The 20,465-nt window shown below is 73.2% G+C and carries 14 protein-coding genes; 4 read left to right on the top strand and 10 right to left on the bottom strand.

Annotated elements, in window-relative coordinates; all coding sequences use genetic code 11:
• Positions 1 to 18: 18 nt before the first annotated feature.
• Positions 19 to 1,281: a DUF6777 domain-containing protein gene (locus KK483_RS29340; protein WP_262008224.1), complete on the bottom strand. Its 1,263-nt coding sequence runs from the start codon at positions 1,279 to 1,281 to the stop codon at positions 19 to 21.
• A gap of 464 nt (positions 1,282 to 1,745) precedes the next feature.
• On the opposite strand from KK483_RS29340, the gene KK483_RS29335 reads away from it, so the two are divergent.
• On the top strand, positions 1,746 to 3,071 hold the full coding sequence (locus KK483_RS29335) for a streptophobe family protein (RefSeq protein ID WP_262008223.1): 1,326 nt from the start codon (positions 1,746 to 1,748) through the stop codon (positions 3,069 to 3,071).
• 46 nt (positions 3,072 to 3,117) lie between these two features.
• Here KK483_RS29335 and KK483_RS29330 read toward each other — a convergent pair whose 3' ends face one another.
• The 7 genes from KK483_RS29330 to KK483_RS29300 form a co-directional block, all read right to left on the bottom strand.
• Positions 3,118 to 3,945 (bottom strand): hypothetical protein, encoded by an 828-nt coding sequence (locus KK483_RS29330; RefSeq protein WP_262008222.1) that lies wholly within the window; start codon positions 3,943 to 3,945, stop codon positions 3,118 to 3,120.
• A gap of 13 nt (positions 3,946 to 3,958) precedes the next feature.
• The gene (locus tag KK483_RS29325) at positions 3,959 to 6,373 is read right to left on the bottom strand and encodes an FHA domain-containing protein (protein ID WP_262008220.1); all 2,415 of its coding nucleotides are present in this window, start codon (positions 6,371 to 6,373) and stop codon (positions 3,959 to 3,961) included.
• Positions 6,374 to 6,503: 130 nt separating this feature from the next.
• On the bottom strand, positions 6,504 to 7,655 hold the full coding sequence (locus KK483_RS29320) for an XdhC family protein (RefSeq protein ID WP_262008219.1): 1,152 nt from the start codon (positions 7,653 to 7,655) through the stop codon (positions 6,504 to 6,506).
• A gap of 45 nt (positions 7,656 to 7,700) precedes the next feature.
• The gene (locus KK483_RS29315) at positions 7,701 to 9,164 is read right to left on the bottom strand and encodes an NCS2 family permease (RefSeq protein WP_262008218.1); all 1,464 of its coding nucleotides are present in this window, start codon (positions 9,162 to 9,164) and stop codon (positions 7,701 to 7,703) included.
• Between the two features lie 1,055 nt (positions 9,165 to 10,219).
• On the bottom strand, positions 10,220 to 12,625 hold the full coding sequence (locus KK483_RS29310; RefSeq protein ID WP_262008217.1) for a xanthine dehydrogenase family protein molybdopterin-binding subunit: 2,406 nt from the start codon (positions 12,623 to 12,625) through the stop codon (positions 10,220 to 10,222).
• On the bottom strand, positions 12,625 to 13,221 hold the full coding sequence (locus tag KK483_RS29305; protein ID WP_262008216.1) for a (2Fe-2S)-binding protein: 597 nt from the start codon (positions 13,219 to 13,221) through the stop codon (positions 12,625 to 12,627). Before KK483_RS29305 ends, KK483_RS29310 begins: the two co-directional genes overlap by 1 nt.
• A 2-nt stretch (positions 13,222 to 13,223) precedes the next feature.
• On the bottom strand, positions 13,224 to 14,114 hold the full coding sequence (locus tag KK483_RS29300; RefSeq protein ID WP_262008215.1) for a xanthine dehydrogenase family protein subunit M: 891 nt from the start codon (positions 14,112 to 14,114) through the stop codon (positions 13,224 to 13,226).
• A gap of 282 nt (positions 14,115 to 14,396) precedes the next feature.
• Here KK483_RS29300 and KK483_RS29295 point away from each other — a divergent pair, with 282 nt between their 5' ends.
• The gene (locus KK483_RS29295) at positions 14,397 to 16,106 is read left to right on the top strand and encodes a PucR family transcriptional regulator (RefSeq protein WP_262008214.1); all 1,710 of its coding nucleotides are present in this window, start codon (positions 14,397 to 14,399) and stop codon (positions 16,104 to 16,106) included.
• A gap of 225 nt (positions 16,107 to 16,331) precedes the next feature.
• Positions 16,332 to 17,105 (top strand): hypothetical protein, encoded by a 774-nt coding sequence (locus KK483_RS29290; RefSeq protein ID WP_262008213.1) that lies wholly within the window; start codon positions 16,332 to 16,334, stop codon positions 17,103 to 17,105.
• Between the two features lie 102 nt (positions 17,106 to 17,207).
• Here the strand turns inward: KK483_RS29290 and KK483_RS29285 are convergent, their stop codons facing one another.
• On the bottom strand, positions 17,208 to 17,795 hold the full coding sequence (locus tag KK483_RS29285; RefSeq protein WP_262008212.1) for a TetR/AcrR family transcriptional regulator: 588 nt from the start codon (positions 17,793 to 17,795) through the stop codon (positions 17,208 to 17,210).
• An 81-nt stretch (positions 17,796 to 17,876) separates the two neighbouring features.
• On the opposite strand from KK483_RS29285, the gene KK483_RS29280 reads away from it, so the two are divergent.
• Positions 17,877 to 18,797 carry an SDR family NAD(P)-dependent oxidoreductase gene (locus KK483_RS29280; protein WP_262008211.1) on the top strand — a complete coding sequence of 307 codons (921 nt, stop codon included), beginning with the start codon at positions 17,877 to 17,879 and terminating at the stop codon, positions 18,795 to 18,797.
• Here KK483_RS29280 and KK483_RS29275 read toward each other — a convergent pair.
• Entirely contained in the window at positions 18,785 to 20,464 is a 1,680-nt protein-coding gene (locus tag KK483_RS29275; protein WP_262008210.1) for a hypothetical protein, read from the bottom strand. The genes KK483_RS29280 and KK483_RS29275 overlap by 13 nt on opposite strands.
• Between the last annotated feature and the right edge of the window lies 1 nt (position 20,465).

Below are 20,465 nucleotides of genomic sequence, written 5' to 3'. Positions count from 1 at the left end.
TCCTCCCGTCTGGGCTCGTCACGGGCGTACGGGCCCTTGGGGAGCCGGCTGCGGCTGCTGCGGCTGTGTCCGCGGGGCCTCGGACTCGGGGGCGGGCCGGGAGTCCGGGGCGAGCGGCGGCGTGTAGGGCAGTTGGTCCTCCGGCGTGGTCCGTTCGGGCTGCTTCGGAGACTCGGGCTCGGCCGGGGGCTCGGGCCTGGCGGGGGACTCCGGCTTGGCCGGCGACTCGGGCTTCGCCGGGGACTCCGGCTTTGCCGGTGACTCGGGCTTGGCCGGTGACTCGGGCTTGTCCGGCTCCGGCGATTCCGGCTTTCCCGGTGACTCGGGCTCCTTCGGCGACTCCGGCTTCCCGGGTTCCTGCGACGTCCCGGTGTCGTCGGGCGGTGACCGGTCCGTCGGCTGCCCGGTGCCCGGCTCGCTGGTGGTCCCCTCCTCGGGCGGGCCGGTCGACGGGCTCCCGTCCGACGGATGCCCGGGCTCGGGCGTGGCCGGGACGGGCGTCGGTGTCCAGGGGTCGCGCGGCGGTGGTACGGGCTTGTCGTGCTCGGCCGAACCACCGCGGTCACGGGAGAAGTAGCCCTTGTCCGCGGGGTCGTACACGACGAAGTCCTCCACGGGCTGGGGCGCGGGCCGGACGACCACGACGTTGGACTGGTCGAATCCGTCCCACGGCTCGCCGGTGCGCTTGAGGTTGCCCTGGACGAGGACCGGGTCGGTGAGGGGATTGCCGCAGGCGCAGCGCACCCGGGGCACGCCGCGGTCGTCGACGAAGACGGCCGTGCCCGCCTGGAGCACGGCCTGATAGGGCGGAGCGGCGGCGCCGTCCTTGAAGCCGTGGTAGGTGACGCGGGTGTCCACCCGGAGCTGCACGGGGGTCAGGGAGCGCAGATAGTCCGGGACCGCGGCGGGCTCGATGCCGAGCACCGAGGCGAACGCGCGGTTCTTGTCCGGCTCGGCCGTCAGGAAGCCGATCTGCTTCTCGGTGTCGCAGCTGGGCTGCTTGCGGGTGCCGCCGTAGAGGCCGGGGATCGCGCCGTCCACGGGCCGCACCTTGCTTCCGCCGGGTGGCGTGGCCCCGTCGGGGGCCGGCACGGCGGCGGGCGGCGCCTCGGCGGTGCCGTTGGCCGAGGACTGGGTGTACGGGTCGGGGCCGGTGTTCGACGCGGCCTGGAGGAGCACCTCGCCCTCGGCGGGGGTGCCGCCGCCCTGGGGGCGGGTGAGGACGATGGCGAGCACGGCCACGGCGACGACCAGCGCGGCGACGGTCGCGATCTTCGGCACGGAGCGGTACCAGGGCTCGCCGCCGCCTCCCTCGCGCGGGCCGGGGCGAGGGCCGCCGCCCGTGTCCCCGGGGCCGCTGGGACCGCTGGGCGGGCCGCTCGGGCGGCCGGGGCCACCCGCCCCCGACCTGCCCGGGCCGCCACCGGTCCCCCGCGGGCCGCCCGGCGGCTGCGAGGACCGTCCGGGCGGTGACGGAGGCGGGGCCTCCCCTCCGGAGAGCGGGCCGGAGGGAGGCCCTGTCGGACGGCCTGACGGCGGTTGCTCGGTCACGGACTCCTCGTTCCTGACCCCTGACGGCTCCTGGTCCCTGGCGCCTCCTGCTCCCTGACGCCTCCTGGTCCCTGAGCCTTCTGCCCCATGACACCTTTGCCCCAATTGTGTGCTCGCGCTCTGTACCGCCCGCAAGCGGACGCGGTCGGACCTCCCGGCGCGCGGGGCCCCTCCGCGCTGCTTACCGTGGCAGCGTGAGCCAGCACGGCGGCAGCGTGGACCAGCAGGGATCGCCGGGATCGCGGAGATCCCCGCGGGCGACCGGCCGGGGCGGCGCCGCGCGCGCCGTCCGCGACTGGGGCGACGCGCTGCTGGCGGTCGTGGCGGGCCTCCTCGCCATGGTCGTGGTGGCGTCGCTCGGCCTGTGGGCGGCGGGCGGCGCCGGTCTCCCCGGCGGCGCGTCCCCGCACCTGGTCGCCGCCGTGGTCGTCATGGCGGCCGGCGGCACGGTGGAGCTCGCGGGCGACGCCGGGGTCATCGCCGAGTCGCAGGCGGAGCTCACGGCGCTGCCGCTGTCGGTGAGCCTCGTCGGCGCCCTCGTGACGGCATGGCTGTTCCTGCGCCCCCTGCGCCATCGCGCCGTCGCCGGCACCGGCGAGCTCCTCGCCCGCTTCGGGCGCCTCGCGCTGCTGTGGCTGCTGGGCCTCGCCGGTCTGGCCGCCCTGGCCCGCTACCGCTTCGACATCCCCCTCGGCGAGGACTCCATCGTCAGCGACATCGGCGAACTCCTCGACGCCTCGCCGCAGGCGGGGTTCGCGGCGGACACGGGCCTCACGCTCCTCTTCGGCCTGCTCTGGCTGATCGGGGTGGTCGCGGTGGCGCTCCTGGTGTCGCGGAAGGCGCCGCTGCCCGCCCGGCTGGTGCGCTTCCAGGAGTCGGTGCGCCCGGCGGCGTTCGCGATGGTGGCGCTGCTGCTGGGGTACGTCGTGCTCGGGCTGTGCGCCGGCCTGGTCGTCGCCGCGACCCAGGGGCACGCGGGCCGTACCTTCGCGGTGATCCTGCTCGGCCTGCCCAACCTGGTGTGGCTGGCGTTCACGCTCGGCCTCGGCGCTTCGTGGGACGGGCGGGTGGACGGTCCGTTCGGGCTGCCGATGCCGCGGGTGCTGGACGAGGTGCTGCGTACGCCGGAAGGGGGCACCGTCAATCTCTCGACGCTCGCCGAACGGGACGGACGGGTGTGGTGGCTGCTGGTGATCGCGGCGGTGCTGGTGGTCGCGGCGGCGTTCCTGATGGCCGTGCGGTCGCCGGCGCGGATGCCGCCGTGGCGGCACGCGGTGCACATGGCGGTCGCGCTCGCGCTGACCGTGCTGGTGGTCTGCCTGCTGGTGCGGGTGGAAGCGCGGTACGGCCTGTCCCTGATCGGGATCGGCGAGGTGGCGGGGCTGGGGGGTGAGGTGGCGCTGTCGCCGCGGCTGTGGTCCGCGGTGGGCCTGGCGGTGGCGTGGGGCCTGGTGGCGGGCTTCCTCGGTGCGCTCCTGGCGACCCGTGTCCAGCGCCGCGGCGAGGTCCCGGCGCCCTGACCGAATGCCCTGCCTGACTGAATGCCCTGATCGCGCCCGCCGCCGTTCAGCCGCCGTCCCGTCCGCCCTGCGCGCCCGGTCCGCCCGGTCCGCCCGGTCCGCCCGGTCCACCCTGCGCGCCCGGTCCGCCCGGGGCGGTCGGCGGTCCGGGGGCGGCCGAGGGGCCGGGGGCCGTCGGAGGGCCCGGAGTGAGCCCGTTCGGGCTGACGATCCGGGTGGGCGGCGGGGCACCTGCCGGCGCGGCCTGAGCGGGAGCGGCGGGAGCGGCGGGAGCGGCGGGAGCGGCGGGAGCGGCGGGAGCGGCGGGAGCGGCGGGAGCGGCGGGAGCGGGGGCGGCCGGACCGGCCGGGGCCTCCGGCGCTCCGGCGTCCGACGGCGGTGAGGCGGTCGCGAAGGTGGCCAGCCGCGCGCCGTCGCAGTACACCCAGCGCTCGTGCTCCGCCTCGTACAGCCACAGCGCCTCTCCGTCGACGACCACGCCCACCCGCAGGCCCTGCGTCCCGCCGCGGAAGGTCTCGCCGTCCGACAGGCCCGCGGCGAGCTCCTCCGCCGCGCGCCGGTAGCGGGCCAGCGCCTCCTCCACACGGGCGAGCAGCGGCCGTGGGTCGGCCGTGCGGGCGGGCGGCTGACCGGCGAGCGCCGGGGCCTGCGGTACGGCGACGAGGAGGCGCCCGTCGACCCAGGCCGCCCAGCCGTTGGCGCACCGGACGTGCCCCCAGTCGCCGCGCCGGTCGACGAGCTCGACCGGCAGGAACGGGTCGAGTGCCGTGCTGGGGCGGTTGATGTCCGGCGCCTCCCAGGTGGGCAGCCCGTCGCCGGGGACCACATGGGTGGGCCGGAACCCGGGCACGGGTACGGCATCGGGATCGATCACGTCGCCTCCGCCTCTACTTCCTCATCACTGCGGGTTCATGGCGCCGCAGCAGCAGGGCGACGGCGATCCAGAGGGCGACGCAGAGCGCCACCATCATGCCCATGTTGAGCAGCCACACCCCGGTGGCGTGCTCGAACATCGCGTCGCCGGTGTCCGGCCCCGGCACGATGCGGGCGATGGCGACCGTGTCCGCCATGGCCGCGAAGGCCCACCGCGCCGGCACCAGCCATGCGAACTGCTCCAGGCCCACCACGCCGTCCAGCTTCAGCAGCGCACCGCAGAAGACGACCTGGACCATGGTGAGCAGCACCAGCAGCGGCATGGTGACCTCCTCCTTCGGCACGAGCGCGGAGATGAGGAGGCCGAACATCATCGCGGTGAACGACAACAAGGCGACGGCCAGCGTGATTTCGAGGAGCGGGGGCATCACGACGCCGTTGCCGCCCGGGGCGCTGAGGTCGACCCCGAGGAGCGCGACCAGGGTGAGGACGACGGCCTGGAGGACGGTGATGACGCCCAGGACCACCACTTTCGACATCAGATAGGCGGATCGGGAGAGGCCGACGGCCCGTTCCCGCCGGTAGATGACGCGTTCCTTGACGAGTTCGCGCACCGCGTTCGCCGCGCCGGTCAGCACCCCGCCGACGCACAGCACGAGCAGGGCGTCGATCGCGGTCTCCTGGGTGAACTTGCTTCCGGCCAGGCCCCTGGCCATCGCGCCCATGCCGAACGGCAGCGCGACCATGATCAGGATGAAGGTGCGGTCGGCGCTGAGGACGGATGTGTAGCGCCGTACGAGCGTGCTCAGCTGGGCGCCCCAGCCCTGTGCCGTGGGCGGGGGCGGTGTGAAGCTCTCCGGCTGCCGGTCGCGGTCGAGCCTGGGCTGCGGGCTGGAGGCGATGTACTGCTGCTGGTGCGTCGACGTCCGGTACTCGGCCGCCCAGTCGCGGCCCTTGTCGTTCTCGAACGCCTCGAACGCCTCGGGCCAGTCGTCGAAGCCGAAGAAGCCGAGGGCGTCGTCGGGCGGCCCGTAGTAGGCGACCCGCCCGCCGGGCGCGAGCACCAGGAGCCGGTCGCACACGTCCAGGCTCAGCACGGAGTGCGTGACGACGATGACGGTGCGGCCGTCGTCGGCGAGCCGGCGCAGCCGGTGCATGACCGAGCGGTCCATGCCGGGGTCGAGCCCGGACGTCGGCTCGTCGAGGAAGAGCAGCGAGGGTTTCGTCAGCAGTTCCAGGGCGACGTTGACGCGTTTGCGCTGGCCGCCGGAGAGGGTGTGGATGGGCTGGTCCGCCCGCTGCTCCAGACCGAGTTCGCGGATGACCTCCTCGACCCGGGCCTCGCGTTCGGCCTGCCCGGTGTCGCCGGGGAAGCGCAGCTCGGCGGCGTACCGCAGGGCCGCGCGCACCGTGAGCTGGAGGTGCAGGATGTCGTCCTGCGGGACGAGTCCGATGCGGCTGCGCAGCTCCGCGTAGTCGCGGTAGAGGTCGCGGCCGTCGTAGAGGACGGTGCCGTGGCCGGCGGGGCGCAGCCCGGTGAGGGCGTTGAGGAGGGTGGACTTCCCTGCGCCGCTCGGTCCGACGACGGCGAGCAGGCATCGCTCGCCGACGGGGAAGGAGACGTGGTCGAGCAGGACCTTGCGGCCGTTGTCCACGGACACGGCGAGGTCCTGCACGTCGAGCGAGACCTCGCCGGAGTCGACGAACTCCTGGAGCTGGTCGCCGACGAGGCAGAACGTGGAGTGGCCGATGCCGACGATGTCGTTCTCGGTCACCGGGGCACGGGTGACGCGGCGGCCGTTGAGGTAGGTGCCGTTGTGGCTGCCGATGTCGGCGATCTCGTACGTGCCGTCCGGCCGCGCCCTGAGTTCCGCGTGCCGCCGTGAGACGACGAGGTCGTCGATGACGAGGTCGTTGTCGGCGGCGCGGCCGATCCTGACCGTGCGGGCGGGCAGCGGGCGGACGCTGGTGGGCTGGCGGAAGGTGCCGGTGGCGGAGGGGACCGAGACGGCGGAGGGGTGCGCCGCGGAGGGGCGCAGCGTGGCGGGGCGTGCCACGGGCGGTACGGCGGCGGCAGCGCGGGCGGGTGCGGCCGGTGGCTCGGTCACGGGCAGCTCGGTGAGGACGGCGCGGGGCCCGTCCGCGGGGTTGCCGAAGCGTATGACGGTGCCGGGCCCGACGTCCCACGCGTGGACGCGGTGGCCGTCGGCGTAGGTGCCGTTGGTGCTGTGCGCGTCCTGGACCGTCCAGTGCCCGGCCTCGGTGCGCAGGATGGCGTGGTGCCAGGAGACACGGGCGTCGTCGAGCACGATCTCGCTCGTCGGGTCGCGCCCGACGTGGTAGACCCGGCCGGGGCTCATCAGCGTCGAGCCCCCGTCGGTTTCGAGGACGAGCTCGGGCGCGGTGGACGCGACGGGACGCTCTCCCATGCCGCGATTCTAACTTTTGCCCCTATTGCCCGCCCGGGGGGCGACGGCTGCCGTGCGAGGGCGACGGCTTTGCCGCCCGCGGGCCAGGCCCCCGCCCGGGCGTCGGATCGCTGCCCGCCGGGGCACCGGGTCAGGCGACCGACCCGATGGTCCCCGCCGGTATCCGCGGGCCGTCGTGGTGGATCGGGGTGTGCGCACCGGTGAGCGAGACCCCGCTGCCGCCGCGCCGGGCGGCGACGATCTCGGCCGCGATCGACAGGGCCGTCTCCTCGGGCGTACGGGCACCCAGGTCGAGTCCGATCGGCGAGCGCAGCCGGGCGAGCTCCAGTTCGGTGACGCCGGCCTCGCGCAGCCGGCGGTTGCGGTCCTCGTGGGTGCGACGGGAGCCCATCGCCCCGACGTACGCGACGGGAAGCCGCAGCGCTCGCTCCAGGAGCGGCACGTCGAACTTGGCGTCATGGGTGAGCACGCACAGCACCGTACGGGCGTCGACCTCCGTCGACTCCAGGTAGCGGTGCGGCCAGTCGACGACGATCTCGTCCGCCTCCGGGAAGCGGGCCCTCGTCGCGAAGACGGGCCGGGCGTCGCACACGGTCACATGGTGGCCGAGGAACTTGCCGACGCGGACGAGCGCGGAGGCGAAGTCGATCGCGCCGAAGACGATCATGCGCGGGGCGGGCACGCTCGACTCGACGAGCAGCGTCAGCGGCCGTCCGCAGCGGGAGCCGTCCTCGCCGATGGCGGCGGTGCCGGTGCGGCCCGCGTCGAGCAGGCCACGGGCCTCGCCTGCGGCGGTCCGGTCCAGTTCGGGGTGCCCGCCGAGCGTCCCCTCGTACGAGCCGTCCGTACGGACCAGGAGCGCGCGGCCCATGGTGTCGGCCGGCCCGTCGGTGATCCGCGCGACCGCCGCCGCCTCCCCACCGGCGGCGGCGGACAGCGCGGCCGCGAACACGTCCCTGGCGGGAGAGTCCGCGCGTACCGGGGTGACGAGGATGTCGATGATCCCGCCGCAGGTCAGGCCCACGGCGAAAGCGTCCTCGTCGCTGTAGCCGAAGCGTTCGAGGACGGTCCCGCCGTCCTGGAGCGCCTGTTGGCACAGGTCGTAGACCGCGCCCTCCACGCACCCTCCGGAGACCGACCCGATCGCCGTGCCCTCGCTGTCGACGGCGAGAGCGGCACCCGGCTGGCGGGGCGCGCTGCCGCCGACCGCCACGACGGTGGCGACGGCGAACTCGCGTCCCTGCTCGACCCACCGGTGCAGCTCGTCGGCGATGTCCAGCATGTCGGTCTCCTCTGGGGTCTGTGGATGCGTGGAGGGCGTGCGGGGTCAGTGGACCCCCAGCCACCCCTCGATCGGATGGAGGGCGAAGAACACGACGAAGATCGCGGCCAGGCCCCACATGAAACCGCCCACCTCACGGGCCTTGCCCTGGGCGGCCTTGATCGCGACGTACGAGATGACACCGGCGGCCACACCCGGGGTGATGCTGTACGTGAACGGCATCAGCACCACCGTGAGGAAGACCGGGACGGCGACGGCGCGGTCGCTCCAGTCCACGTGCCTGGCGTTCTGCATCATCATCGCGCCGATGACGACCAGGGCCGCGGAGGCGACCTGGGGCGGCACGATCGCGGTGAGCGGGGTGAAGAAGAGGCAGGCTGCGAAGAACAGACCGGTGACGACCGAGGCGAGGCCGGTCCTCGCGCCCTCGCCGACGCCGGTGGCGGACTCGACGAACACAGTCTGGCCGGAACCGCCCGCGACGCCGCCGATCGCACCGCCGGCACCGTCGATGAACAGCGCCTTCGACAGGCCCGGCATACGGCCCCGCTCGTCGGCGAGCTTGGCCTCGGTGCCGACGCCGATGATGGTGGCCATCGCGTCGAAGAACCCGGCCAGGACGAGGGTGAAGACGATGAAGCCGACGGTGATCGCGCCGACGTCGCCCCAGCCGCCGAACTCGACCTGCCCGAAGAGCGAGAAGTCGGGCATGGAGACCGCGCTGTCGCCGAGCTCCGGCGGGGCCATGTTCCACGCCTTGGCGTCGAGCCCCGCGACGTTGTGGACGACGACCGCGACGATCGTCCCGACGACGATGCCGACCAGGATCGCACCGGGGACGCCGCGCGCCTGGAGCATGAAGATCAGCAGCAGCGTGAGGCAGAAGATCAGCACCGGCCAGCCGGCGAGCTCACCGCCGGCGCCGAGCGTGACGGGCGGCCCGAACTCCGAGCCCTTGCCGACGAAACCGGCCTTGACGAGCCCGATCAGGGCGATGAACACGCCGATGCCTATGGTGATCCCGTGCTTGAGTGCGAGCGGGATCGCGTTCATGACCAACTCACGCAGCCCGGTGACCACGAGCAGGCAGATCACCAGGCCGTACATCACGCACATGGCCATGGCCTGCGGCCACGTCATCTGCGGGACGACCTGGGAGGCGAGCACACCGGACACGCTGAGTCCGGCCGCGAGCGCGAGCGGCACCTTGCCGAGGAAGCCCATCAGCAGGGTGGACGCGGCGGCCGCGAAGGCAGTCGCAGTGATGAGTCCCGGCTGGCCGAGGACGTTGCCGTCGACGTCCCGGCCGTTGAGGATCAGGGGGTTGAGCAGGAGGATGTACGCCATCGCCATGAAGGTGGTGATGCCGCCGCGCACCTCACGCGCGACCGTCGATCCTCGTTCGGATATGTGAAAGTACCGGTCGAGCCAAGACCTACCGGCGGGCACGTGCGAGCCGCGGCCCGCATCCTCCGCGGCGGTCTTCGGCTCCACTGACGACTGGGTCATGTTTGCCTACTCCCAAGGTTCACAGGGGCACCCGCAGGGGCTCGAACCGTCGGACGAGCTGCGGGATTTGGGATCTTGCGTTGGCTGCACGACCCGGGGGACGGCCCGAGACGAACGGTCTGCGGACCGGGGAACTCCCGGGGTTCCCCGGGCGTTTCGCTCCGCAGTTCTTCAGGTGCTGCTGCTGAGGGCCGTTCCGCGGGACGAAGTCCCGCGGATTCCCTCTCCCCCGTGAGGGGGGCCGGGGCAGCGCCCCGGACCTCCGGACCCCCACGGTGCGGGGTCCGGTAACCCCCGGAGGGGCCCGGGCCGCGAGGCCCGGAGAGTCCCACCGGCGGCGGAGTCCCGGAGGGCGAGCCCTCCGGGACCGGTTCCCTGGTCCCTGGTCCCTCCGTGGCGAGCCTCGGAGGAACACGTCCTCCGAAGTCCCTCCCGGAGAGGGTCCGATGGACGAAGTCCTCGGAACCTCGCCGTAGGAGACCCCGAGCGCCAGGCTGCGGGGCCAACCGCCCCCGCAGGGGTCCGGGCCGTGAGGCCCAGGGCTCCCGCCGCCGGCTGCGGCGAGGACCCGAAGGGCCGAAGCCCACCCGCCCCCGGAGAGGTTCCCGGGGACGAAGTCCCCTGGCTCCCCCTTCCGATGGGCCCCAGGGCCCGAGCCATCGGATCCCCGTCGGGGATCCTCCGGGACCAATCCCACGAACCTCTCCGCGAAGAGCCCCGAAGGACACGCCCACGGCATCCCTCCTGCGGGAGCCCAGGACGCACACCCGCGAAGTCCCCTCCGGAGAGACCCGGAGGACACGGCCTCGGCATCCCTCCTCGGGGACCCCAGGGGGCACGCCCTCGAAGTCCCCTCCGGAGAGGGCCCGATGGACGAAGTCCACGGAACCTCCCCGGAGGAGGCCCCGCGGGCCTCGTCCCCGGAAACCCGCGCCCGGAGGGCGCAGGCCCCGAGGTCCCCCGGAGGGCGGGCGGCAGGACGAAGTCCTCCCGGGCCCTCCGGGGCCGGCCCCAGGGGCCCGGGGGACGTGGGTCCCCCGAGGCCCCCGGTGGGGCTACGTGCCCGTGAGGTGTTCCGGGCGGACCGGTGTTCTGTTGAGTTCCAGGCCCGTCGCGTTCCGGATCGCCGCGAGGACGGCCGGGGTGGAGGACAGGGTGGGGGCCTCGCCGATGCCGCGGAGACCGTAGGGGGCGTGGTCGTCGGCGAGTTCGAGCACGTCGACCGGGATGGTCGGCGTGTCGAGAATCGTGGGGATGAGGTAGTCCGTGAAGGACGGGTTCCTGACCTTCGCGGTCTTGGGGTCGACGATGATCTCCTCCATGACCGCCACGCCCAGGCCCTGGGTCGTACCGCCCTGGATCTGGCCGACGACGGACAGCGGGTTGAGCGCCTTGCCGACGTCCTGGGCGCAGGCCAGTTCGATGACCTTGACCAGGCCGAGCTCGGTGTCGACCTCGACGACCGCGCGGTGCGCGGCGAAGGAGTACTGGACGTGGCCGTTGCCCTGGCCGGTGCGCAGGTCGAAGGCTTCCGTCGGACGGTGCCGCCACTCGGCCTCGATCTCGACGGACTCGTCCTCCAGGACGTCCGCCAGGTCCGCGAGGACCTCGCCGCCGTCGGTGACGACCTTGCCGCCTTCGAGCAGCAGCTCGGCGGTGGCCCACGCGGGGTGGTACGTACCGAACTTGCGCCGGCCGAGTTCGAGGACCTTCTCGCGGACGAGCTCGCAGGAGTTCCTGACGGCGCCGCCGGTGACGTACGTCTGACGGGACGCGGACGTCGAGCCGGCCGAGCCGACCTGGGTGTCGGCCGGTTGGATGGTCACCTGGGTGACGCCCAGCTCCGTACGGGCGATCTGCGCGTGGACGGTGACACCGCCCTGGCCGACCTCCGCCATCGCGGTGTGCACGGTCGCGACCGGCTCGCCGCCCACGACCTCCATGCGCACCTTGGCGGTGGAGTAGTCGTCGAAGCCCTCGGAGAAGCCGACGTTCTTGATGCCGACCGCGTAGCCGACGCCCCGCACGACGCCTTCGCCGTGCGTGGTGTTGGACAGGCCGCCGGGCAGCGCCCGGACGTCCGCGCCCTCGGTGGTCACCCACTGCTGCTCGGGCGGCAGCGGCATGGCCTTGACGCGGCGCAGCAGCTCCGCGACCGGCGCCGGTGAGTCGACCGGCTGCCCGGTCGGCATGATGGTGCCCTGCTCCATGGCGTTGAGCTGCCGGAACTCCACCGGGTCCATGCCCAGCTTCTTCGCGAGCTTGTCCATCTGGGCCTCGTAGGCGAAGCACGCCTGCACCGCGCCGAAGCCGCGCATCGCCCCGCAGGGCGGGTTGTTGGTGTAGAGCGCGATCGCCTCGATGTCGACGTCGTCGACGACGTACGGTCCGACGGAGAGCGAGGACGCGTTGCCGACGACCGCCGGGGAGGCCGACGCGTACGCGCCCCCGTCCAGGACGATCCGGCACTTGAGGTGCGTGAGCTTGCCGTCCTTGGTGGCGCCGTGCTCGTAGTACAGCTTCGCCGGGTGGCGGTGGACGTGTCCGAAGAAGGACTCGAACCGGTTGTAGACGATCTTGACCGGCTTGCCGGTGCGCAGCGCCAGCAGGCAGGCGTGGATCTGCATCGACAGGTCCTCGCGGCCGCCGAAGGCACCGCCGACGCCGGAGAGGGTCATCCGGACCTTCTCCTCGGGCAGGCCGAGGACCGGGGCGATCTGGCGCAGGTCGGAGTGGAGCCACTGGGTGGCGACGTACAGGTCGACGCCGCCGTCCTCGGCCGGTACGGCGAGGCCGGACTCGGGGCCGAGGAATGCCTGGTCCTGCATGCCGAAGGTGTACTCGCCGGTGACGATGACGTCGGCGCGCTCGCGGGCCTTCGCCACGTCGCCGCGCACGATCGGCTGCCGGTGCACGATGTTGGGGTGCGGGACATGGTCGATGTGGTGGTCGTCGCGACCCTCGTGGACCAGGATCGCGCCGGGCGCGGTGGCCGAGGCCTCGTCGGTGATGACGGGCAGCTCGACGTAGTCGATCTTGATCTTGGCGGCGGCGCGGCGGGCCGTCTCGGGATGGTCGGCGGCGACGAGGGCCACCGGCTCGCCGTGGTGGCGGACCTTCCCGTGCGCGAGGACCGGCGTGTCCTGGATCTCCAAGCCGTAGTTCTTCATCTCCGTCGGCAGGTCGTCGTAGGTGAGGACCGCGTGGACGCCGGGCATGGCCAGGGCCTCGGAGATGTCGATCGACCTGATCTCGGCGTGCGCGACGGTGGAGCGGAGCGTCTGGCCCCACAGCATGTCCTCGTGCCACATGTCCGAGGAGTACGCGAACTCGCCGGTCACCTTGAGCGTGCCGTCGGGGCGCAGGGTGGACTCGCCGATGCCGCCCTTGGTCTGCGACCCCTGGGTGACCTTGGTGGGGGTGCCGGCGGGAACGGTGGCGACTCGTGGGTTCCGGGCCATCAGACCGCCTCTTCCTGCCTGGCGGCCGCGAGGCGGACCGCGTCGAGGATCTTCTCGTAGCCGGTGCAGCGGCAGAGGTTGCCGGAGAGCGCCTCGCGGATGTCCGCGTCGGACGGTGAGGCGTTGCGCTCGAGGAGTTCGTCGGCGGCGACCAGCAGGCCGGGGGTGCAGAAGCCGCACTGCACGGCGCCGGCGTCGATGAACGCCTGCTGGATCGGGGCGAGTTCGGTGCCTTCGCCGGTCTGGGAGTCGCCGGCCCCGCCGGACGGGCGAGCGGTCCAGCCCTGCGCGTCCTGGAGCGACGTACCGCAGGCACCGGTCGCGCAACCGCCGTGCTCCTCGCGCTGCTTGGCGAAGTCCGCAAGGCCCTCGACGGTGACGACCTCGCGGCCCTCGACCTGTCCTGCGGCGACCAGGCAGGAGCACACCGGCACCCCGTCGAGCCGGACCGTGCAGGAGCCGCATTCGCCCTGCTCGCAGGCGTTCTTCGAGCCGGGCAGACCCAGGCGCTCACGCAGCACGTAGAGGAGGCTCTCGCCCTCCCACACGTCGTCGGCTTCCTGCCTACGGCCGTTGACCGTGAAATTGACTCGCATGATCAGGCAGCTCCTTCCAGCGTGCGGCCGGTGCCGCGGTACTGCTCCCAGGTCCAGCCGAGGGTGCGGCGGGCCATGATGCCGACCGCGTGGCGGCGGTACTTGGCGGTGCCGCGGACGTCGTCGATCGGGTTGCAGGCGGCGGAGGCGAGCTCGGCGAACTGCTTGGCGACCGAAGGGGTGATGATCCTGCCGCTGTCCCAGAAGCCGCCTTCCTCCAGTGCGGCGTTCAGGAACTCCTCGGCGGCCCTGGCGCGCACCGGTGTGGGCGCGGCGGAGCCGATGCCGGTCTTCACGGTGCGGGTCTCGGGGTGCAGGGCGATACCGAAGGCGCACACGGCGATCACCATCGCGTTGCGGGTGCCGACCTTCGAGTACTGCTGGGGCCCGTCGGCCTTCTTGATGTGGATGGTCTTGATCAGCTCGTCCGGGGCGAGCGCGTTGCGCTTCACGCCGGTGTAGAACTCGTCGATCGGGATGAAGCGGGCGCCGCGCACCGACTCGACCTCGACCTCGGCGCCCGCGGCCAGCAGGGCCGGGTGGGCGTCGCCGGCGGGGGACGCGGTGCCGAGGTTGCCGCCGACGCCGCCGCGGTTGCGGATCTGCGGGGAGGCGACGGTGTGCGAGGCGAGGGCGAGTCCGGGCAGCTCGGCCCGGAGGTTCTCCATGATCTGGGTGTACGGGACGGAGGCGCCCAGTCGGACGTTCTCCTCGCCGATCTCCCACTCGCGCAGCTCGACGATGCGGTTCAGGTCCAGGAGGTACTCCGGCCGCCGGTGGTCGAAGTTGATCTCGACCATGATGTCGGTGCCACCCGCGATGGGCACAGCCGTGGGGTGCTCGGCCTTGGCGACGAGCGCCTCCTCCCAGCTGGCGGGGCGAAGGAAGTCCATGAGTGGCTCTCTTCTACGTGATTCGGTCGTTCACGGGGGCTGGGGACGGCCGGCCCTCGGCTGGATGTTCATGTCCTGTTAACGCGGTGTGGCCCAAGTACACAAGCACCGCCTCGCCGGGTGCAGTCACCGAAAACATGAAGGAGTTGGCTGGTCGCCACCCTCGTCTTGTAGATTCGAACGAAAGAAGGGGGCCGGTAACCTCACGGCTTTCCTCCGGAAACCCATTGGCACGAACACCTCGGTCCAACGGCAACAACGAGACAGATCGGCGGCGACGAGATGCGGCTGCGCGCACTGCTGGAGACCGATGCGCTGGGACTGCGGCTGCTCGGCGGCGACGACGAGCTGGACCGCACCGTCCGTGGCGTGATGACGACCGACCTGCGGGACCCGAGCCGCTATCTCTCGGGCGGCGAGCTGGTCCTCACCGGTCTCGCCTGGCGTCACTCCGCCGAGGATTCCGAGCCCTTTGTCCGTATTCTCGCAAGCGCGGGCGTCGTCGGGCTCGCCGCGGGTGAAGCGGAGCTGGGCAATGTCCCGGACGACCTCGTCGTGGCGTGTGCACGCCACCGACTGCCGCTGTTCGCCGTCAACGAGTCCGTCGCGTTCGCGACGATCACCGAGCATGTCGTACGGCAGGTGTCCGGCGAGCGGGCCGGGGACCTGGCCGCCGTCGTGGACCGGCACCGCCGGCTGATGACCTCGGGCCCGGCGGGCGGCGGACCGGAGGTGGTCCTCGACCTGCTCGGCTCCGACCTGGACCTCCACGCCTGGGTGCTCTCCCCCACCGGCCGCCAGATCGCGGGCGCGGGCGACCCGCTGACCGCCGAGGTGAGCGCCGCGCTCGCCGGCGAGCACCTGGCCGCGACCCGCACGGGGCGGCGCGGTCCGCACCGGGCGACCGCCGGCGGTACGGCGTATTCGCTCTTCCCGATCCGCAACACCGGCCGCGGCGCGGCGCCCGCGGCGCGCGACGTGCGCGAGACCGTGCTCTCCGACTGGCTGCTCGCGGTCGAGGCCGACGCATCGGACTGGCCTGCCGCCCGGCTGGACCTGCTCCAGGGCGTCACCCAGCTGATCGCCGTCGAGCGGGACCGCCGCGAGGCGGCCCGTACGGTACGGCGCCGGCTCGCCCAGGAGGTCCTGGAGCTCGTCCAGAGCGGCGCCGCGCCCGCCGAGATCGCCGCCAGGCTGCGGGTCGCCGCGCCCGTGCTGCTGCCGGGCCTCGGGACCGCGCCGCACTGGCAGGTCGTCGTCGCACGCGTCGAGTGGGAGCAGGAGGGCGGCGGGGCCCCGGTCGACGCGGGGCCCGTCAGCCAGTCGCTGCTGGAGGAGATCCTGGTCGACCCGGCTTCGACGGGCTCGGAATCCGCCGACCGCATCGCCGTGGCGCACACCGGTGACGAGGCGATCGCGCTCGTACCGCTCCCCGGGCTGAGCATCACCGCCGACGCCGATCTGCTCGACAGCCCTCCCACCGATACGTCCGACATCGGGCTGCACGCGGACGCCCTGCTCGCCGCCGTCCACGACCCGCTGTCCGCGGGGCTCGACGGCGACGGCAGGCTCACCCTCGGTGTCAGTGCCGCGGTCCACTCGGCGGAGGGCCTGCGCGGCGCGCTGGAGGAGGCCCGCCACGCCCGCCGTGTCGCCGCCGCCCGCCCCGGCCGGGTGTGCGCGGCGGGCCACCACGAGCTGGCCTCGCACGTGCTGCTGCTGCCGTTCGTCCCCGACGACGTCCGCCGCGCCTTCACGGCCCGGCTGCTGGATCCGCTGCGGGACTACGACCGGCGCCACCGCGCCGAGCTGATCCCGACCCTGGAGGCGTTCCTGGACTGCGACGGTTCGTGGACGCGGTGCGCGACCCGGCTGCATCTGCATGTGAACACGCTGCGCTACCGCGTCGGGCGGATCGAGCAGCTGACGGGGCGTGATCTGTCGCGGCTGGAGGACAAGCTGGACTTCTTCCTCGCGCTGCGGATGAGCTGAGGACCGCGCCGCTGAGGACTCGTCAACACCGTGACCTGTACGTTCACCCGCCCGCCTCCCGACGTGAATCCCAGGGGATCCCGCCGTCCCGACAGGGTTCAGCGCACGATGATTGTGAACTGATTCACCAGACCCCTTGGCCGCGCCCGCCCATCCATGCTGAGATTCGGTCTGACTCAACAGCACAATGGCGCGCTCGGGGAGGGCAATGTGGCGCATACCGCCATGTCTGGTTCCGGAACCACTGCAGGTGACGATCCACTCCAGACCGCGGTATGGCGGCTGCGCTCACGCGGCTGTTGGACGGACGCGGCGGCCCTGCTCACCCCGCACTCCGCCGCCCCCGCGCTCGCGCTCCAGCGTGCGGCCCTGCTCGTCGAACGCTGTCTGTTCACCGGAAAGGGCTGGCCGGACGCGGAGGACGCCCTGCGCACGGCGGAGGCCACGGCGGGCGACAACGACGAGCGCGGCGCAGCCGCCTGCGAGCGCGGCCATCTCGCCTACGCGGCCACCGTGTTGAGCGTCCGCGACCGCGCGGACGAGGCCCGCGCCGCCCTCGGCCGCGCGGCGGCCCTGCTCGCCCCCGACTCCCCCGGCCGCCCCCTCCTCGACTTCCGCCGCGGCCTCGTCGCGGAGCACCTCGCGGAATCCCCCCAGGCCGCCCGTGCCTCGTACCACCGTGCCCACATCGGCGCCGACGCCCATGGCGACACCCTGCTGCTCTCCTTCACCTGGCGCCATCTGGCCGCCCTCGCCCTGCGCGACGGCGAACTGGCCGAGGCCAGACACGGGTTCACCGAGTCCCTCCGTATCCGCGAGGACCTCGGCTACCTGATCGGCACGGCACCGGCGCTGGCCGCCCTCGCCGACACCGAGCCCGAACCGGAGGCGGGCCGCCTGCGGGCGGAGGCGATGCGCCTGTTCCGGCTGCTGGGCGGCGTACCGACCTGGCTGGCGGACCAGTTGACCCCGCCGGCCCAGGCGGCACCGGCGGTCTGAGGCAGCCCCCGGTCCCGGACGGCGCGTCACCGCAGGGCCCGCGTCAGCGTGGTGCCTGCGTCAGCATGGGGCCCGCGTCAGCGTGGGGCTGCACGGGCCGCGTCAGCGTGGGGTCAGTCCGCGGAGCAGATGGTGGACCGCGTCGTCGAGGATGTCGGCGACCGCTTCCGGGGTGAGGGCGCCGTTGGCCGCGAAGGAGGCGATCCCGTGGAGGGTCGCCGCCACGACCATGGCGATGCCCATGGTGTCCCCGGGGACGATGTCCCCGGCGGCCTGCCCGTCGGCGATCGGCCGTACCACCGCCTCGACCAGCTGGTCCACGGCCTCCGTGAGCTGCTCGGAGGCGTTCGGCTCGTGCTTGCGTGCGTACATCACCTCCAGCAGCTCCGGATTGACGGTCGCGAAGCCCACGTACGCCCTGGCCAGCGCGGTCAGTACGGCCTGTGTGCCGCCGTCGGTGGCGGACTGCCGCAGCTCCAGGGTGAGGCGCTGGAACCCGCTCAGGGCGAGCGCGTCGAGCAGGGCCTGCTTGTCCTTGAAGTGACGGCTCGGTGCGGCGTGGCTCACGCCGATCGAGCGGGCGAGCTCCCGCAGCGACAGCGCGGAGGCTCCCTTCTCTCGCAGGGTGTGCTCCGCGCCCTTCAGCAGGGCGGCGCGCAGGTCTCCGTGGTGGTAGGGGTGCTCAGCCATGCGGACCAGCATACGAAAGATGTTGCCACCGCCACCATTGTTGTCGTTGACAACTTTGTAGGCACCGCCTACATTGATGCCATGACCAACACCAAGTGGGCCGCCATCGACATCCCCGACCAGACCGGCCGCACCGCCGTCATCACCGGCGCCAACACCGGCCTCGGCTTCGAGACCGCCGCCGCGCTCGCCGAGCGCGGCGCGCACGTCGTCCTCGCCGTGCGCAACCTCGACAAGGGCAAGGACGCCGCCGACCGGATCACCGCCAGGGCCCCCGGCGCCGCCGTCACCCTGCAGCGGCTCGACCTCAGTTCACTCGACTCGGTCCGCACCGCGGCAGCCGAGCTGCGCACCACCCACGAACGCATCGACCTGCTGATCAACAACGCAGGCGTGATGTGGACCCCGAAGTCGACCACGGCGGACGGCTTCGAGCTCCAGCTCGGCACGAACCACCTCGGCCACTTCGCCCTCACCGGCCTGCTCCTCGACCGCATCCTCCCGGTGCCCGGCTCGCGCATCGTCACCGTCAGCAGCGGTGCCCACCGCTTCGGTGCGTCCATCCACTTCGACGACCTGCAGTCCGAGCGCCGCTACAGCAGGACCGGTGCGTACGGGCAGTCCAAGCTCGCCAACCTGCTCTTCGCCTACGAACTCCAGCGCCGGCTCGCCGGGAAGGGCACGACGCTCTCGGTCGCGGCACACCCCGGCGGCTCCAACACCGAACTGGCGCGCAATGCGAGCCCGCTGGTGCAGACACTGTTCGACAGGCTCCTCGTACCGCTGATGACCCAGGACGCCGCGCACGGTGCGCTCCCGTCCCTGCGCGCCGCGACCGACCCGCGGGTGACCGGCGGGCAGTACTACGGCCCCGACGGAATGGGCGAGATGCGCGGCCACCCGAAGGTCGTGAAGTCCAACGCGAAGTCCCACGACACGGCGGTGCAGCGCCGGCTCTGGGCGGTGTCGGAGGAGTTGACCGGCGTCGTCTACCCGGTATGAGGCGTCGGCCCCGAGATGCCGCAGGGGGAGAGAAGGACCAGCGCCTCGTCCATTCCCACGGCGACCGCATCCGCGCCGTGGACACCGGCGACGGCTCCGGTACCGGCTCCGGCTCCGGCTCCGGCTCCGGTACCGGTACCGGTGCCAGTGCCAGTACCGGTGCCGGTCACGGTGACCGCCCGCACCGGTGGGCCCGGGCGGAAGGGCAGGACGTCGCCCGTGGTGACGTGGCGGAGTTCGACCAGTCCGTCGGCCCAGGCGACGGCGAGGAGGGGACCGTTCGCGGCTGCGGTCGCGTGGAGGGCGGTCACGGGGTGGGGACGTTCGACGAGGGGCGCGGGGACGGGACCGTGCCCCGGGGACCAGGCGCGCACCACGCCGTCCGCGCCGCCGCTGTAGATCACGGGCGAGGGCAGCTCGACGGCGGTCAACGCGGTGACGCGACCGCTGTGCAGAGCCGCCTGGTGAACGCCCGCGAGGCCGAAGGCGTGTACGGAGCCCATGCGGTCGCCGACGGCCACCGCACCGGCGACCGTCGCGAGGGCGGTCCCCGGATGTCTGCTGAGGGTGGCCCTGACTGCATCGGTGAGCCGTCCCGCGCCGGCCGTCGGGCCCGCGGCGTGCAGAAGGCCCCGTCTGTCCAGGAGGAGCACCGTGCCGTCAGGAAGTGAGGCAAGCGCCTTGGGTAGCCGGGCCGTTGAGGTCAGCCGGTCCACCGGGCTCGCGTCGACCGCGTCGAGGACGCGTACGGTGCCGAGCCGGTCGGCGGCGAGGAGACGGCCGGCGAGCGGGCCCGCGCCGGGTGCCAGCGCGGTGACCGGGCCGGGCCACGGCGGCGCGAGATCGCCTTGTACGCGGGTCCGTACGACCCGCCAGGGCGTCGCGTCCGCGAGCTCGGCGAGGGTGGGGCGGTGCCGCGGATCCGCCCCGTCGCCGAGCGCCGCCAGCAGGACCAGCGCGCGCTCGGCCGGGGTCTGCTCGCGGCTGAGCGCCTGACCGGCCCGCAGCCAGGCCGGGCGCAACCCGCCGTGGTCGTCGTCGCCGTGGGCGTAGGCGGCGGTGATGTGCACCGGGTCGGCGGCGCAGACGGCGGCCGGGTCGTCCAGACCAGCCGGCGCGGGCTGTGCCGGAGCGGCCACCGGGCAGCCGAATCGCCCTGCCGGGTCCGTGCCCGGGTCCGACGCCACGCCCACGTCCAGGCCCGCGTCCACGCCCAGCTCCAGGTCCAGGCCCGCGTCCGGATCCGCGTCCACGTCTGCGTCCGGATCCAGGTCCGCGTCCGCGTCCACGTCCGCGTCCGCGTCCGAATCGAGGTCCACGTCCGGATCCAGGTCCAAGTCCAGTTCCAGGTCCAGATCCAGGTCAAGGATCGCGGGCCGCAGTGCGAGGAGCCGCTCGCGCGCCGGGGTCCCGGTACGCGCCTCGACCAGCAGGCGCACCGTGCCCAACTCCGCGAGCCGGGCTATCAGTTCCGCCGCCTCGCCCGGCTCCCCCGCGGCGTGGAGGTCCCGCAGGACGATGACCGTACGGCGAGCGCCCGCGGTCAGGGCCTGGACCAGCTCGGCCGGTGTCCGGGCCACCACACCCAGCCGGTTCGCCAGCGCCCACGCCGCACCGAGGCCGCTCTGGCCCGCAAGGGAGACGACCGCGTGGGCCGCCTCCAGCACC

This window comes from Streptomyces sp. FIT100, from assembly GCF_024584805.1.
Taxonomy (GTDB): domain Bacteria; phylum Actinomycetota; class Actinomycetes; order Streptomycetales; family Streptomycetaceae; genus Streptomyces.
The sequence above is the reverse complement of the archived record's forward strand: the minus strand, read 5'-3'. Positions and strand labels throughout refer to the sequence as shown.